The 15969-nt window shown below is 60.6% G+C and carries 13 protein-coding genes; all 13 read left to right on the forward strand.

Going from position 1 to position 15969, the window contains the following annotated elements:
• Positions 1-215: 215 nt before the first annotated feature.
• On the forward strand, positions 216-614 hold the full coding sequence (locus ACZZ0D_RS21055; RefSeq protein WP_212544941.1) for a DUF2946 domain-containing protein: 399 nt from the start codon (positions 216-218) through the stop codon (positions 612-614).
• A gap of 48 nt (positions 615-662) precedes the next feature.
• A complete protein-coding gene (locus ACZZ0D_RS21060) occupies positions 663-1142 on the forward strand; it encodes a copper chaperone PCu(A)C (protein ID WP_463554197.1) in 480 nt (159 codons plus the stop codon).
• 21 nt (positions 1143-1163) lie between these two features.
• Positions 1164-1610 (forward strand): DUF2946 domain-containing protein, encoded by a 447-nt coding sequence (locus ACZZ0D_RS21065; protein WP_463554198.1) that lies wholly within the window; start codon positions 1164-1166, stop codon positions 1608-1610.
• 84 nt (positions 1611-1694) lie between these two features.
• Positions 1695-3815, forward strand: a complete 2121-nt coding sequence (locus ACZZ0D_RS21070; protein WP_463554199.1) for a TonB-dependent copper receptor — start codon at positions 1695-1697, stop codon at positions 3813-3815.
• A 170-nt stretch (positions 3816-3985) separates the two neighbouring features.
• Positions 3986-5365 (forward strand): PepSY-associated TM helix domain-containing protein, encoded by a 1380-nt coding sequence (locus tag ACZZ0D_RS21075; protein ID WP_282357202.1) that lies wholly within the window; start codon positions 3986-3988, stop codon positions 5363-5365.
• Between the two features lie 151 nt (positions 5366-5516).
• Positions 5517-7640, forward strand: a complete 2124-nt coding sequence (locus tag ACZZ0D_RS21080; protein ID WP_463554200.1) for a TonB-dependent receptor — start codon at positions 5517-5519, stop codon at positions 7638-7640.
• A gap of 289 nt (positions 7641-7929) precedes the next feature.
• Positions 7930-8718 (forward strand): ABC transporter ATP-binding protein, encoded by a 789-nt coding sequence (locus ACZZ0D_RS21085; RefSeq protein ID WP_463554201.1) that lies wholly within the window; start codon positions 7930-7932, stop codon positions 8716-8718.
• A complete protein-coding gene (locus ACZZ0D_RS21090) occupies positions 8715-9662 on the forward strand; it encodes an ABC transporter substrate-binding protein (RefSeq protein WP_463554202.1) in 948 nt (315 codons plus the stop codon). Before ACZZ0D_RS21085 ends, ACZZ0D_RS21090 begins: the two co-directional genes overlap by 4 nt.
• Positions 9659-10669, forward strand: coding sequence for a FecCD family ABC transporter permease (locus ACZZ0D_RS21095; RefSeq protein WP_463554203.1), 1011 nt, complete (start codon positions 9659-9661; stop codon positions 10667-10669). Before ACZZ0D_RS21090 ends, ACZZ0D_RS21095 begins: the two co-directional genes overlap by 4 nt.
• Before the next feature lie 310 nt (positions 10670-10979).
• Positions 10980-12245: an urea ABC transporter substrate-binding protein gene (gene urtA / locus ACZZ0D_RS21100; RefSeq protein ID WP_053116878.1), complete on the forward strand. Its 1266-nt coding sequence runs from the start codon at positions 10980-10982 to the stop codon at positions 12243-12245.
• 220 nt (positions 12246-12465) lie between these two features.
• The gene (urtB, locus tag ACZZ0D_RS21105; protein ID WP_463554204.1) at positions 12466-13968 is read left to right on the forward strand and encodes an urea ABC transporter permease subunit UrtB; all 1503 of its coding nucleotides are present in this window, start codon (positions 12466-12468) and stop codon (positions 13966-13968) included.
• The gene (gene urtC / locus ACZZ0D_RS21110; RefSeq protein ID WP_053116876.1) at positions 13968-15047 is read left to right on the forward strand and encodes an urea ABC transporter permease subunit UrtC; all 1080 of its coding nucleotides are present in this window, start codon (positions 13968-13970) and stop codon (positions 15045-15047) included. Before urtB ends, urtC begins: the two co-directional genes overlap by 1 nt.
• On the forward strand, positions 15044-15913 hold the full coding sequence (gene urtD / locus ACZZ0D_RS21115) for an urea ABC transporter ATP-binding protein UrtD (RefSeq protein WP_008078129.1): 870 nt from the start codon (positions 15044-15046) through the stop codon (positions 15911-15913). The genes urtC and urtD overlap by 4 nt, the downstream gene beginning before the upstream one ends.
• Positions 15914-15969 lie beyond the last annotated feature (56 nt).

The raw sequence follows: 15969 nt of genomic DNA on the forward strand, positions 1-15969 counted from the left end.
CCACAGGGTTCGCGGCGTTCGCATTTTCTGCGTACGCCATCAATCACTGTGGGAGCGGGCTTGCTCGCGAAGGCGGCCTGACTGGCGTCGCGATTCGCAACCGCTACACTCTTTGAAAAACGCTGCGACACCAAACCGCACGACGCTTTTTTACTTATCGGCCCTGATCAGGCTAAATAGCCCGCGCCTGATCGCCCACCCAATGGATCTCTCCGATGAACCGACAACGGCTAGCATTTGCCTGGATCGCCTGCTTTGCAGTGCTGTTCAACATGCTCGCCATGCCGATGACGGGGGCGATGGCGCAGGCGGCCAATTCACCGGCCGAACAGTTGCTGTGGAGCAGTTTCTGCACCGGCAGCGGGACGAAGATGGTCGCGATCAACATCGGTTCCACCGAGCAGAAGGCGCCGGCCAACGACACGCATTCCAACATGCAGCATTGCTGGTGTTGCTCGGGTTCTGCGCCATTGGTGGCGTTGCCGGGCCATTCGCCGCAGCTGTATTTCGCCCGCTATGAAAGCAATCACAGCGTCGCGCCGCTCTCACTGCAAACCCCTACTCCGCGCCAGCAATGGCCGAGCCTCAATCCCCGCGCCTCTCCTCTGGTTTGATTTGTTCTCGCAATTGACCTGCGTTTCAAATCGTTCTGGAGAACTGCCATGTTGAACAAACTCATCGTCATCGCTGCGCTGTTGCTGCCCGCGTGCTTCGCCAATGCCCACGAATACAAGGCTGGCGAGATTGAAATCGCCCACCCGTGGTCGCAGGAATTGCCGCCGAATGCGCCGACCGTAGCGGCGTATTTCGTGATTCACAACGGCGGCAAAACGGCTGACCGCTTGCTCAGCGTCGACTCGCCGATCGCCCCCCAAGCGCAGTTGCATGAGCATGTGATGCAGGGCGATCTGATGAAGATGCAGCAGGTGCCGAGCGTGGAAATCCCTGCTGGCGGCAACGTGATATTTGCGCCGATGGCCTACCACGTGATGCTGCTCAACCCGACTGATCGCAGCATGCTCACGGACGGCAAGCAATTCCCGCTGACGCTGCATTTCGAGAAGGCCGGCGACGTCACCGTCGAAGTTTCGGTGCAGAAGAAGCCCCCGGAAACCACGCAGGCTCACGCGCACGCTCAGTAAGCCTTCCGGCAGATTCCGCCCATGCGCCCGCTGAGCGCCAGGCCCTCCGCGCCACGCCGTCAGACTGAACACCTGACTCGCGGCAGCTGGATCGCCCTGTTCGCCATGTTGATGATTTTCATCGGCCCACTGATTTCTCAGTCGATGCCGATGGATCAACACGCCTCGACCTCCCTGCCAATGAGCATGGACATGTCGATGGACATGCCGGGGATGGATCACTCCGGACATGACGCGAAACCCAGCGCCGAACATTGCCCGCCACAATCCTCGCACCACGTGCTGTGGGAAAAATGCGGCTATTGCAGCCTGCTGTTCAATTGCCCGGCACTGACCGGCGGCGGCGATTTCGTCGCCTTCAACATCCCGCCACTCAACACTTTCACTCCGCCCTCCCCGCGCCTGGGCCACGCCCGGCAAACCTTCTTCCCCGGCGCCCGCACCCGCGCCCCGCCCATCGCCACGTAAACACGCACCTTTGATTGCACACGGTGGAGAAGACAGCTTCAGGCTGCCGGCCGTGTCGTTTACGACTGTTTGATGGAAATTGTCATGTCCAGGTTTGCTGCTGTTTCACGCTCGGGTTCCGCCCCGGCGTCCTTCGTGTTGAACGAATCGCGGATTCGTTTCAGGCACGCTAGCGCCGTCCTTTGCGGCGTCCTGCTGTCCCCGTTGGTGTTGGCCGATGATCACCCCGGCCACAACGAAGAACTGAGTCCAACGGTGATCACCGCGATCGCGCCGAGCTCACCGCTGACCATCGTTACCAACCCAAAAGATCCACGCCAACCAGTGCCGGCCAGTGACGGCGGCGACTATCTGAAAACCATTCCGGGTTTTGCGCTGGTGCGCAATGGCGGCACCAACGGCGATCCGGTATTGCGCGGCATGTTCGGCTCGCGTCTGAACATTCTCACCAACGGCAGCATGCTGCTCGGCGCTTGCCCGGGCCGGATGGACGCGCCGACCTCGTACATCTCGCCGGAGACCTACGACAAACTCACCGTGATCAAAGGCCCGCAAACCGTGCTTTACGGCCCGGGCGCCTCGGCGGGCACGGTGTTGTTTGATCGTGAACCGGAGAGCTTCGGCGAACTCGGCACGCGGGTGAACGCCAGCGTTCTGGCCGGTTCTCACGGACGCTTCGATAAGGTTGTCGACGCCGCTGCCGGTGGCCCGTTGGGTTACGTGCGGGTGATCGGCAACACCGCGCATTCCGACGATTACCGCGACGGCAACAACGACATCGTCGCCTCGCGCTACGACAAGTGGAACGGCGACGTCGCGGTCGGCTGGACGCCGGATGCCGACACCCTGATCGAACTCACCGCCGGCAAGGGCGACGGCGAAGCGCGCTACGCTGGGCGCGGCATGGACGGCTCGCAATTCCTGCGTGAAAGCCTCGGCCTGCGTTTCGAAAAATCCAACATCACCGACGTGCTGGAGAAACTCGAAGCGCAGGTCTACTACAACTACGCCGACCACGTGATGGACAACTATACGCTGCGCACGCCGTCCGGCACCGGCATGATGGCCGGGCCCATGGCCTCCAATGTCGACCGCCGCACCCTCGGTGCGCGGATCAAAGCGACCTGGCGTTGGGCCGACATTCAACTGATCACCGGCCTCGACGCGCAGACCAACGAGCATCGCCAGCGCAGTTCAATGGGCGTCGACACCTACAAAGATCTGCCCTACACCAAGGACGCCGATTTCCATAACTACGGCGTGTTCAGTGAAATGACCTGGTACGCCGCCGACCGCGATCGGCTGATCACCGGCGCCCGCGTCGACCGCGCCTCGGCCAAGGATTATCGGCAAACCAGCGGCTCGGGAATGATGACCCGCCCCAATCCGACCGCCGACGACACCCGCGCCGACACCCTGCCCAGCGGCTTCGTGCGCTACGAGCATGACCTCGCTGACAGCCCGACCACGCTCTACGCCGGCCTCGGTCACGCGCAGCGCTTTCCGGATTACTGGGAGCTGTTCTCGGCGAGCAGCGGCCCGGTCGGTTCGCTCAACGCGTTCGATTCGATCAAACCGGAAAAGACCACGCAGTTCGATTTCGGCGTGAACTACAAGAGCGCCGATCTGGAAGCCTGGGCCTCGGGCTACATCGGCGTGGTGCGCGATTACATCCTCTTCGATTACACCCCGGGAATGATGGGCATGAGCACTTCGCGCGCCGAGAACATCGACGCGCGAATCATGGGCGGTGAACTCGGTGCCGCGTATCAACTCACCGACAACTGGAAGACCGATGCAACCCTGGCCTACGCCTGGGGCAAGAACAGCAGCGACGGTTCGGCCCTGCCGCAAATGCCGCCGCTGGATGCACGCTTCGGTCTGACCTATACCAAAGACAACTGGAGCGCCGGCGCACTGTGGAGGGTGGTTGCTGCGCAAAACCGTATCGACCAGAACAAGGGCAACGTGGTCGGCAAGGATTACGACAAGAGTTCGGGCTTCGGCGTGTTCTCACTCAACGGTGCCTACCGGATCAACAAAAACTGGAAGGTCAGCAGCGGCGTCGACAATTTGTTCGGCAAGGCTTACGCCGAACACCTGAACCTGGCGGGCAACGCCGGATTCGGCTACCCGGCCAACGACCCGCAAGCCATCAACGAACCGGGGCGCACGCTCTGGACCAAGGTGGACATGAGTTTCTGACAGGCAACACCCACCCATGTGGGAGCGGGCTTGCTCGCGAAGGCGGCATGCCAGGCGACATCAATGTTGAATGTGCCGCCGCTTTCGCGAGCAAGCCCGCTCCCACAGGGAATGCAGTGTTGCAACCTGAATGAACAACTAGAAGACCCAAGCCAAGCGGAGCACACGTGATGAATCAGCCCAAACCGAATTTCTACAACCTGGCCTGGCGTTGGCATTTTTACGCCGGGCTCTTCGTCGCCCCTTTTATGGTGATGCTGGCCCTGACCGGCATGATTTACCTGTTCAAACCGCAACTCGATTCATTGATGTACAGCAGCCTGCTCAACGTCCCCGCCGGTCATCACAGCGTCCCGGCCGATGACTTGCTGCAACGGGTAAAAAGCGCTTATCCACAAGGCCAGGTCACCCAATACCTGCCGCCGGTCAACGCCGAACGCAGCGCGCAATTTGTGGTGACCAACGCCGGTCACGAACTCAATGTGTTCGTCGATCCGTACCACGGCGACATCCTCGGCGAACAAGATGCCAAGCAAAACCTGCAAGCCATCGCCCGCGCGATTCACGGCGAATTGATGATCGGCACCGTCGGTGACCGTCTCATCGAAATGGCCGCCGGTTGGGGCGTGGTGTTGGTGGTGTCCGGGTTGTTCCTGTGGTGGCCGCGCGGTCAGGCAGCAGGCATTTTGTGGCCTCGGCTGAACAGTCGCGGTCGTGTGTTGTGGCGGGATCTGCACGCGGTCACCGGGTTCTGGGGTGCGACATTGCTGCTGGTGATGTTGCTCAGCGGCATGACCTGGACCGGTTTCTGGGGCAAACAATACGCGCAGGTGTGGAACGTGTTCCCGGCGGCGATGTGGGACAACGTGCCGACCTCCGATGTTGAAGCGCGAACCCTGAACAGCGCCACCCGCCAGACCGTGCCTTGGGCAATGGAAAACACGCCGATGCCGATGTCCGGCGACCACGCCGAACACATGGCCCACGGCGGCGCCAACGCTGGCCCGGCGGCACCGAGCATCAGCCTGCAAGACGTGCAAAACATCGCCACCGCGCGCAAGGTCGAACCGGGTTACAGCATCACCCTGCCGACCACCGCCACCGGCGTGTTCACCATCGCCGTGTTCGCCGACGATCCGCGCAACGACGCCACCCTGCACGTCGATCAATACACCGGCAAAGTCCTCGCCGATGTGCGTTTCGAACAATACGGCACGGTTGCCCGCGCCACCGAAATCGGCGTGATGCTCCACGAAGGCAAGATGTTCGGCACCTTCAATCAGATCGTCGTGTTGCTGATCTGTCTGATGATTCTGCTCAGCGCCGTCAGCGGCGTGGTGATCTGGTGGAAGCGTCGGCCACAGGGCAAATTCGGCGTGCCACCGCTGCGGCATGACCTGCCGAAATGGAAAACCGGCGTGGTCATCATGCTCGCGCTGGCGGTGATTTTTCCGCTGGTGGGGGCTTCGCTGGTGGTGGTGTGGTTGCTGGATCGACTGCTGCTGTCGCGGTTTGGTCGCCAACCTGAATCTGCCTCAACTTCATCATGAAGCAGGCGAGATGCGCGATTTAGACAGCTCTATAGACTGCCGGGGCTTATATGCCGGCAATTTTTAGTGTTACTGTATAACGCGAATTTGCCATTCTGCCCACGACCACAAGTCGTGGGCTTTTCATTTGATGAAGTGATTCACCGTACCGATGAACAAGTACCTCTTGTCCAGCCTCTGCCTGTTCGCCATGAACAATGCCCACGCCGACAGCGCCCCCCTGACGTTGCCCACCGGCACCATCAGCGCGCCCGCCGTTGACGATGCAACCGTCAGCCTCACCACGCCGACCACCGCCGGTTCGCGGCTGAACCTCAGCGCCATGCAAACCCCGGCCAGCGTTGAAAGCCTCAGCGGCGAGCAAGTCCGCGCACGCGGCGATCGCAGCGTGCAGGACGCGGTGTCGCGCAGCACCGGCATCAGCCGCACCGGGACGCCGGGCGATGGCGGCACATCGTTGCAGGCGCGCGGTTTCACCGGGCAGAGTTCGGTGATGCAGTTGTATGACGGCAACCGCATGTACAGCGGCATGGGCACCGTCACGTTTCCGGTCGACACTTGGTCGGTGGAGCGTGTCGATGTGCTGCGTGGCCCGGCGTCGGTGTTGTACGGCGAAGGCGCGACCGGCGCGGTGGTCAACGTCATTCCGAAGAAGCCATTCGAGGGCGACATCGAAAATCATCTGCGCGTCGGTTATGGCTCTTACGACAGCCAACAGCAGGCCTTCGACAGCGGCGGTTCACTGAGCGATACGTTGAGCTATCGCCTCAATCTCAATCGTCTGCGCAGCAACGGCTGGATCGATCGCGGCGACGCCTCCAGCGACTTCATCAGCGCGGCCCTGCGCTGGCAGGCCAGCGAAGAGCTGGCGTTTACCCTCGCCCACGATTACGGCGATCAGCGCCCGCAAAACTACTTCGGCACGCCGTTGATCAATGGCCATTTGCAGGACAGTTTGCGCAACAAAAACTACAACGTGCGCGACGACAAACAGCACTACAACGATCAGTGGACGCGTCTGACCAGCGACTGGCAGATCAACGACTCGGTCAGCGCCAGCAACGAGTTGTACTACCTCAAAGCCCAGCGCCGCTGGCAGAACGCCGAGAACTACAACTTCGACGCGGGCACGCAGCAACTGAGCCGCAGCGGTTATTTCGGCATCGGCCATAAACAAGAACAGGTTGGCGACCGTCAGACTTTCACCTTCAAACACTCGCTGTTCGGCCTCGACAGCCAAACCGTCAGCGGCGTCGAATACAACCGCATCCGCTTCCAGCTCAACAGCAACTCACCGTTCAACGACGTGTTGCCGACCGGCCAGGCCGTGGATCTGTATCACCCGCAAGCCGGCACTTTCGAGAGCGCCGACCCTTATCGCGATCAGTTCGACAGCACCACCAAACAGCTGTCGGTGTTCGCCGAGAACCGCACGCAACTGAGTGAGCGCTGGTCGCTGGTGACCGGTGTGCGCCGCGATTACGTGCACGTCGATCGCAACAATCTGCTCGATGGCAGTCAGAGCGACAAGACCCTGACCGGCAACAACTGGAAGGCCGGGTTGGTGTTTGCGTTGACGCAGGATACGTCGCTCTACGGCCAGATGGCGACCAGCACCGACGGTATTGGCGGGCTGATTTCTCTGAGCCCGAGCCAGCAGCAATATGATCTGTCGACCGCGCGCCAGACTGAAGTCGGCTTGAAGCAATTGTTCTGGGATCAGCGCGGCGAGTTCACCTTGGCGGCGTATCGCGTTGTGAAAAAGAAGCTGCTGACTGACGATCCGGGCAACCCGACGCTTAAGCAGCAGGTGGGTCAGCAGTCGTCTAACGGGCTGGAAGCGAGCCTCGATCTGCAATTGCCGCACGCCTGGCAACTGCAAGCAAACGCGGCGATCGTGAAGGCCAAGTACGACGATTTCTCGGCGGTAGTGAACGGCCAGACGCTGTCGTATAACGGCAATCGTCCGGTGGACGTGCCAAGGCGTACGGCCAATCTTTGGTTGAACAAGGCCATTAACGATGACCTGAAAGCCGGCGCCGGTGTGCGGTATGTTGATGCGCGTTACGCCGACATGGCCAACCGCAACGAGCTGCCGAGTTACACCGTGGTCGACGCGACGTTGTCGTGGCAAGCCCTGCGCAACACGACGCTGGGCTTGCAGGTGAACAACCTGTTTGACCGCCGGTATGCGCAAACCCAATACAATGAAGGGCAGCAGTGGATCCTTGGCGAACCGCGCTCGTTTTTTGTCAGTGCTGATTACACCTTTTGATTGAAAAGCCTTGCCCTCACCCTAGCCCTCTCCCAGAGGTAGAGGGGACTGACCGAGGTGTTTGGCCAAGTTGCACCGACTTGAAATACCGAGTCGAACTCAGGCTTTGAAGAGCACACAGCTCGGCTCCCTTTCCTCTATAAATTTGGAAAGATCGAGTCGAACTCAGGGTTTGAACAGCATGAAGATCGGCTCCCTTTCCCCCTCTACCCCTTGGGGGAGAGGGTTGGGGTGAGGGGGAAAAAATCTCACTGAACCACCACAATCATCGACATCACACCGGACCCGCATGACCTCACTCACCCTCACCGACCTCGCCTGGACACCGCTGGGCCACGGCCACTGTCATCACCAGTTCCAGCTGCGTGACGCCTCGTTGCAGGTGGCCGCCGGTGAGTTCGTCGGGTTGATCGGCCCCAACGGCAGCGGCAAAACCAGTCTGCTGCGCTGCGCCTATCGCTTCAGCGCGCCGGAAAGCGGTGAGGTCAGACTTGAACACCACAACGTCTGGAAACAGTCCTCACGCTGGTGTGCGCAACGCATCGCCGTGGTCTTGCAGGAGTTTCCTGATGCCTTCGGCCTGACCGTCGAAGAAGTCGTCGCCATGGGCCGCTCGCCGCACAAACGTCTGTTCGACGGTGACACCCGGGAAGACCGCGATCTGGCCACTCAAGCGCTGAAATCCGTCGGCCTCGAAGGCTTCGAAGACCACGCCTTCGCCACCCTCTCCGGCGGCGAAAAGCAGCGAGTTTTTCTTGCCCGCGCCCTGACTCAACAACCGCAACTGCTGATCCTCGACGAGCCGACCAATCACCTCGACCCGCGCTATCAGCTCGAACTGCTGCAACTGGTCAAACGCCTGAAGATCGGCACCCTCGCCAGCATCCACGACCTGAATCTGGCCGCCGCGTTCTGCGACCGTTTGTACGTGATCGATCACGGCCGCATCGTCGCCAGCGGCACGCCGCAAGAAGTCCTCACTGAACAATTGCTGCGCGAGGTGTTTGGCGTCGAGGCGTTGATCGACGCGCATCCCCTCCACGGCTACCCGCGAATCACCTGGATAACCCGACCATGACCCTGCGTTCCCTGCTTTGCGTCGCCCTTCTGTTGTGCAGTGCCGAGGCCTTGGCCGAATCGACCAAATACCCGCTGACCGTGCAAAGCTGCAACCGCGACGTGACTTTCAAGGAAGCGCCAAAACACGCGGTCAGCCACGACATCAACATGACCCAGATGATGCTCGCCCTCGGTCTCAAATCGCGGATGGCCGGCTACAGCGGCGTCAGTGGCTGGAAGTCGGTGACACCCGAGATGCAATCGCTGCTCGACGGTCTGCCGGAGCTCGCGGCGAAGTACCCGTCGGTGGAAACCCTGCTCAACGCCAACGTCGATTTCCTCTTCGCCGGTTGGGATTACGGCATGCGCGTCGGCGGCGACCTGACGCCGCAAACCCTGCAACCGCTGGGCATCAATGTCTACGAGTTGACCGAGTCCTGCGCTTTCGTGATGAAGCGCCCGGCGGCGACGCTGGAGGACACTTACAACGACTTGCGCAACCTCGGCAAAATCTTCGACGTGCAGGATCGCGCCAATGCCTTGATCGCCGACATGCAGGCGCAAGTCGCTGCCGTGCGCAAAGACCTGCCAGCAGAAAAGCCGCGCGTGTTCCTTTATGACAGCGGCGAAGACCGCGCGATGACCTCTGGCCGCCTCGGCATGCCGCAAGCACTGATCGATGCGGCGGGCGGGCGCAATATTCTTGATGACGTCGACGCGAGCTGGACGCGGGTCAACTGGGAAACCGTGGTTGAACACAATCCGCAAGTGATCGTGATCGTCGACTACAGCGAAATCACCGCAGATCAGAAAATCCAGTTCCTGCTCGATAACAAAGCCCTGCAATCGGTCGATGCGATAAAGAACCAGCGCTTCATCGTCATCCCGTATGTGCAGGCCACGCCGGGCATCGACAACGTGTTGGCCGTTGAAACCCTGGCCAAAGGTTTCCACGGCGAATGATCAACCGTCGATATGCCTTGCTGCTGCTCGTCCTCGGCGCCGTGTTGCTGGTGTCGTGCGTGGTCTCGCTCGGCTTCGGCCCGGCGCGGGTGCCAGTGGACGTGGTGTGGCGGATTTTGCTGCACAAGGCCTTCGGTGTTGGCGAGGTGAACTGGAGCGCCGGGCAGGAACATATCGTCTGGCTGATTCGCGTGCCGCGCATGCTCCTCGGCGCGCTGGTCGGTGCCGGGCTGGCGCTGATTGGCGCGGTGCTGCAAGCGGTGACGCGCAATCCGCTGGCCGATCCGCATCTGCTCGGCGTCACCTCCGGGGCCACGCTGGGCGCGGTGATTGTAGTGCTGCATGTCGGCGAAATTGTCGGGTTGTTGACCTTGCCGATCGCCGCTTTTATCGGCGCGCTGTTGAGCATGCTGGTGGTGCTGGCGATTGCCAGTCGCCATGGCCGACTCGACAGTGACCGCTTGCTGCTGTGTGGCGTGGCGGTGTCGTTCGTGATGATGGCGATCGCCAATCTGCTGCTGTTCATGGGCGACCATCGCGCCAGTTCGGCGGTGATGTTCTGGATGCTCGGCGGCCTCGGGCTGGCGCGCTGGGAGTTGCTCGCGGTGCCAGCGGCCAGCGTGCTGCTCGGTTTGATGTTGCTGCTGGGCATGGCGCGACCGTTGAACGCATTGATGGCCGGCGAGCAAACCGCCGTGACCCTCGGCTTGAATGCGCGCGCGGTGCGTTTGCGGGTGTTCGTCATCGCCTCGTTGATGACCGGTGTGCTGGTATCGATCAGCGGCTCGATCGGTTTTGTCGGGCTGATGGTGCCGCACATCGCGCGGCGTCTGGTCGGTGCCGAACATCGGCGTTTGCTGCCGGCGTGCATGCTGCTTGGCAGTATCTTTCTGGTCTGGGTCGATGTCGCAGCGCGCACGTTGATCGCGCCGGAAGACTTGCCGATCGGCATCGCCACTGCTGCCATCGGCGGCCTCTTCTTCATCGGCCTGATGCGCCGTCGCTGACTCTTCACAGATTTCTCCTCCCTGTAGGAGCTGCCGAAGGCTGCGATCTTTTGATCTTGTTTTAAGAGCAAGATCAAAAGATCGCAGCCTTCGGCAGCTCCTACACATGATTTTTCGCGCCCCAAAGTGGCGCGACCGCATGCACCAACGCGCCCTGCGCGTTCCTTCGTGGTGCAGCGCAAAACCGCGCAAGCGCTCTAACACGACATTTTCCTGCCTGAACCCGACCGGGCACAGCCCTTGCAAAACAGCCTTCAGTCGTCCGCATCTGCCAACCAAAAAAACTTCAAATGTTCATGGAGATCGCACAATGAAGCGTCGCAGTTTGATCAAGGCTTTCACACTCACGGCATCGATTGCCGCGATGGGCATGACCTGGACTGTCCAGGCCGCTGAGACCATCAAGGTCGGGATTCTGCATTCGTTGTCCGGCACCATGGCGATCTCCGAAACGTCGCTCAAAGACATGGCGCTGATGACCATCGACGAGATCAACGCCAAGGGCGGCGTCAACGGCAAGATGCTTGAGCCGGTGGTGGTTGACCCGGCATCGAACTGGCCGCTGTTCGCCGAGAAAGGCCGGCAGTTGCTGACTCAGGACAAGGTCGCCGTGGTGTTCGGCTGCTGGACTTCCGTGTCACGTAAATCGGTGTTGCCGGTGTTCGAAGAGCTCAACGGTCTGCTGTTCTACCCGGTGCAATACGAAGGCGAAGAGATGTCGCCGAACGTCTTCTACACCGGCGCCGCGCCGAACCAGCAAGCGATCCCGGCGGTGGAATATCTGATGAGCGAAGAAGGCGGCAGCGCCAAGCGCTACTTCCTGCTCGGCACCGATTATGTTTATCCGCGCACCACCAACAAAATCCTGCGTTCGTTCCTGCATTCCAAAGGTGTGGCCGACAAGGACATCGAAGAGGTCTACACGCCGTTCGGTCACAGCGACTATCAAACCATCGTCGCCAACATCAAAAAATTCTCCGCCGGTGGCAAGACTGCGGTCATCTCGACCGTCAACGGCGACTCCAACGTGCCGTTCTACAAAGAACTGGCCAACCAGGGTTTGAAAGCCACCGACGTACCAGTCGTGGCGTTCTCGGTCGGCGAAGAAGAACTGCGCGGCATCGACACCAAACCACTGGTGGGCAACCTCGCGGCGTGGAACTACTTCGAATCCGTCGAGAACCCGGCGAACAAGAAATTCGTCGCTGACTGGAAAGCCTACGCGAAGAAACACAACCTGCCGGGCGCGGACAAAGCCGTGACCAACGACCCGATGGAAGCCACTTACGTCGGTATCCACATGTGGGCTCAGGCGGTTGAAAAAGCCAAATCCACTGACGTCGACAAGGTGCGTGAGGCGCTGGCCGGGCAGACCTTTGCGGCGCCATCGGGCTACACGCTGACCATGGACAAGACCAACCACCACCTGCACAAACCGGTGATGATCGGCGAGATTCAGGCCGATGGTCAGTTCAACGTCGTATGGCAGACCGAAGGGCCGATCCGTGCGCAACCGTGGAGCCCGTTCATTCAGGGCAACGACAAGAAGCCGGATTATGCGGTGAAGAGCAACTGAGTCTGACTTGGGTTTTGTGGTGAGGCGGAGATCTTTTCCCCCTCACCCCAACCCTCTCCCCCAAGGGGTAGAGGGGGAAAGGGAGCCGATCTTCATGCTTTTCAAAGCTTGAGTTCGACTCGAATTCGCAGGTCGCAAAATATCGTCCAGACACCTCGGTCAGTCCCCTCTCCCTCCGGGAGAGGGTTAGGGTGAGGGGCGGTTGAACAGGACACCACCAATGCCCACTGCTCTCTACCGCTTTATCTGTGCCATCGCACTGTTGCTGCCAATGCTCGCCCACGCCGGCGATGCCGAAGACTTCGTCGCGGCCAATCCCGTGCAACAGGCCAAGCTCCTCGAAACCTGGGCCGCGCAGCCCGATCCGGCGCGTATCGAACTGATCAACGCCCTGCAACAAGGTAAGTTGACCATCGATGGCCAGCCAAAAACCCTGCGCCTGAACAATCGCCTGCGGGGTCTGATCGACACCGCGATGGCCAGCCATCAATTACTCGCCGCCGACGCCAAAATCCGTCTGACTGCCGCGCAGCAATTGCAGAAAAGCGCGAAACCCGCGCAGCTGAAATTCCTCGACCAGCAACTCGCTGGCGAAAAAGATGACAGCGTCCACGCCGCCCTGAGCCTGGCGCTGGCCAATCTGCAACTGGTCGACACTGACCCCGCCGTGCGCCTCGCCGCGGTGAGATTGCTCGGCGAAACCGGCGATCCACTGGCCCGTACGCGCCTCGAAGGTTTGCTCGAACCCGGCGTCGAAGCCGATGCCACGGTGCGCACCGCCGCCGAAACCAGCCTTGCTCAAGTCAAACGCAAACTGCTGATCGGCGAGATCCTCGGTCAGGCCTTCAGCGGCATGTCCCTCGGTTCGATTCTGTTGTTGGCCGCGCTCGGTCTGGCCATCACCTTCGGTCTGCTCGGCGTGATCAACATGGCCCACGGCGAGATGTTGATGCTCGGCGCCTACTCGACGTATGTGGTGCAGTTGATGTTCCAGCGCTACGCACCGCAAGCCATCGAGTTTTATCCGTTGATCGCATTGCCGGTGGCGTTCTTCGTTACCGCAGCAATCGGCATGGCGCTGGAACGCACGGTGATTCGTCACCTCTACGGCCGCCCACTGGAAACATTGCTCGCCACGTGGGGCATCAGCCTGATGCTGATTCAACTGGTGCGCCTGTTGTTCGGCGCGCAGAACGTTGAAGTCGCCAACCCGGCATGGCTGTCCGGCGGTATTCAAGTGCTGCCGAATCTGGTGCTGCCGTACAACCGCATCGTGATCATCGCTTTCGCACTGTTCGTGGTGGTGCTGACTTGGTTGCTGCTGAACAAAACGCGCTTGGGCCTCAACGTCCGCGCCGTTACCCAGAACCGCAACATGGCGGCTTGCTGCGGTGTGCCGACCGGTCGCGTCGACATGCTCGCTTTCGGCCTCGGCTCGGGCATCGCCGGCCTCGGCGGAGTGGCGCTGAGCCAGATCGGCAACGTCGGCCCCGACCTCGGTCAGAGCTACATCATCGACTCGTTCCTCGTCGTGGTGCTCGGCGGCGTCGGCCAGTTGGCCGGCAGCGTGCTCGCAGCATTCGGCCTGGGCATCGCCAACAAGATTCTCGAACCGCAGATCGGTGCGGTGCTCGGCAAGATCCTGATCCTCGCGCTGATCATTCTGTTTATCCAGAAACGTCCGCAAGGCCTCTTCGCACTGAAAGGACGGGTGATCGACTGATGAACCAGCCTCTGTTAGTCACGGCCACGCAAAAGGCCGGGCCGAAAGTCACCATTGCCATCGGTGCGGTAATCCTCGCCCTGCTGATCGCCCTGCCGCTGCTGTCGTTGTTGTCGCCCGACAATGCGCTGCACATCTCGGCGTATACCCTGACGCTGGTCGGCAAAATCCTCTGTTACGCCATCGTCGCACTGGCGCTGGATCTGGTCTGGGGTTACGCCGGTTTGCTCTCGCTGGGCCACGGTCTGTTCTTCGCCCTTGGCGGTTATGCGATGGGCATGTACCTGATGCGTCAGGCTGCCGGCGATGGTCTGCCGGCGTTCATGACCTTCCTGTCGTGGAGCGAATTGCCGTGGTACTGGACCGGCACCAGCAGCTTCTTCTGGGCGATGTGTCTGGTGGTGTTGGCGCCGGGATTGCTGGCGCTGGTGTTCGGCTTCTTCGCCTTCCGTTCGCGGATCAAAGGCGTGTATTTCTCGATCATGACCCAGGCCCTGACCTTCGCCGGCATGCTCCTGTTTTTCCGCAACGAGACCGGGTTCGGCGGCAACAATGGTTTCACCAATTTCCGCACGATTCTCGGTTTCGGCATCACTGAACCGGGCACCCGCGCGGTGCTGTTTCTGGCCACGGTGTTGTTGCTGGTGGCGAGCCTGTTTATCGGCTGGCGCCTGGCGCAGAGCAAGTTTGGCCGCGTGCTGACGGCATTGCGCGATGCGGAAAACCGCTTGATGTTCTGCGGCTACGACCCGCGTGGCTTCAAGCTGTTCGTGTGGGTGTTGAGTGCGGTGTTGTGTGGTCTGGCCGGCGCGTTGTATGTGCCGCAAGTCGGGATCATCAACCCGAGCGAAATGTCGCCGACCAACTCGATTGAAGCGGCGGTCTGGGTGGCTCTTGGCGGTCGTGGAACTCTAATCGGGCCGTTGCTCGGTGCCGGTGTGGTCAACGGCATGAAGAGCTGGTTCACCGTGGCGTTCCCGGAGTATTGGCTGTTCTTCCTCGGCGCGCTGTTCATCGTCGTGACGCTATACCTGCCCAAAGGCGTGATCGGCCTGCTGAAGAAACGAGGTGAACAATGAGAGTCACAGCGAGCGCTGAATTCATGTTGGAACCAGCCTTTTTTCCCGTCGAACCGAACAAGGACGCCGGCACCAGCCGCGACTCGATCGGCCTCGGTCAACGCGTCGGCCCGGGCCTCGACACACGTCACGGCACCATCCTCACACTCGAAGACATCAGCGTCAGCTTCGATGGCTTTCGCGCACTGAACAATCTGAATCTGTACATCGGCGTCGGTGAATTGCGCTGCATCATCGGCCCCAACGGTGCGGGCAAGACCACGCTGATGGACGTGATCACCGGCAAGACTCGCCCGAGTCACGGCAAGGCGTGGTTCGGCGAAACGCTGGATCTGACGCAAATGAGCGAAGTGCAAATCGCTCAGGCCGGCATCGGTCGCAAGTTTCAGAAGCCAACGGTGTTCGAGGCTTTGAGCGTGTTTGAAAACCTTGAACTGGCGCAGAAAACCGACAAGTCGGTCTGGGCCAGTTTGCGTGCGCGGTTAAGTGGTGAGCAGAAGGATCGCATCAGCGAAGTGCTGGAGACGATTCGCCTGACCACCTCGGTCAATCGCCCGGCGGGGTTGCTGTCCCACGGGCAGAAGCAGTTTCTCGAGATCGGCATGTTGCTGATGCAGGATCCGCAATTGCTCCTGCTCGATGAGCCGGTGGCGGGGATGACCGATGCGGAAACCGAGTTCACCGCTGAGTTGTTCAAGAGCCTGGCGGGCAAGCATTCGCTGATGGTGGTGGAGCATGACATGGGGTTTGTTGGCTCGATTGCTGACCATGTGACCGTGTTGCACCAGGGCAGCGTGCTGGCGGAAGGCTCGCTTGAGCAAGTGCAGGAAAACGAGCGTGTGATCGAGGTTTACCTCGGCCGCTAAAGATTATGCCCTGTGTAGGAGCTGCCGAAGGCTGCGATCTTTTGATCTTGCTCTTC

The sequence above is a fragment of the Pseudomonas sp. AC193 genome (assembly GCF_979258075.1).

Coding starts and splice junctions, on each gene's coding strand:
- ACZZ0D_RS21055 (WP_212544941.1), top strand. CDS start 216: ATGAACCGACAACGGCTAGCATTTGCCTGGATCGCCTGCTTTGCAGTG.
- ACZZ0D_RS21060 (WP_463554197.1), top strand. CDS start 663: ATGTTGAACAAACTCATCGTCATCGCTGCGCTGTTGCTGCCCGCGTGC.
- ACZZ0D_RS21065 (WP_463554198.1), top strand. CDS start 1,164: ATGCGCCCGCTGAGCGCCAGGCCCTCCGCGCCACGCCGTCAGACTGAA.
- ACZZ0D_RS21070 (WP_463554199.1), top strand. CDS start 1,695: ATGTCCAGGTTTGCTGCTGTTTCACGCTCGGGTTCCGCCCCGGCGTCC.
- ACZZ0D_RS21075 (WP_282357202.1), top strand. CDS start 3,986: ATGAATCAGCCCAAACCGAATTTCTACAACCTGGCCTGGCGTTGGCAT.
- ACZZ0D_RS21080 (WP_463554200.1), top strand. CDS start 5,517: ATGAACAAGTACCTCTTGTCCAGCCTCTGCCTGTTCGCCATGAACAAT.
- ACZZ0D_RS21085 (WP_463554201.1), top strand. CDS start 7,930: ATGACCTCACTCACCCTCACCGACCTCGCCTGGACACCGCTGGGCCAC.
- ACZZ0D_RS21090 (WP_463554202.1), top strand. CDS start 8,715: ATGACCCTGCGTTCCCTGCTTTGCGTCGCCCTTCTGTTGTGCAGTGCC.
- ACZZ0D_RS21095 (WP_463554203.1), top strand. CDS start 9,659: ATGATCAACCGTCGATATGCCTTGCTGCTGCTCGTCCTCGGCGCCGTG.
- urtA (WP_053116878.1), top strand. CDS start 10,980: ATGAAGCGTCGCAGTTTGATCAAGGCTTTCACACTCACGGCATCGATT.
- urtB (WP_463554204.1), top strand. CDS start 12,466: ATGCCCACTGCTCTCTACCGCTTTATCTGTGCCATCGCACTGTTGCTG.
- urtC (WP_053116876.1), top strand. CDS start 13,968: ATGAACCAGCCTCTGTTAGTCACGGCCACGCAAAAGGCCGGGCCGAAA.
- urtD (WP_008078129.1), top strand. CDS start 15,044: ATGAGAGTCACAGCGAGCGCTGAATTCATGTTGGAACCAGCCTTTTTT.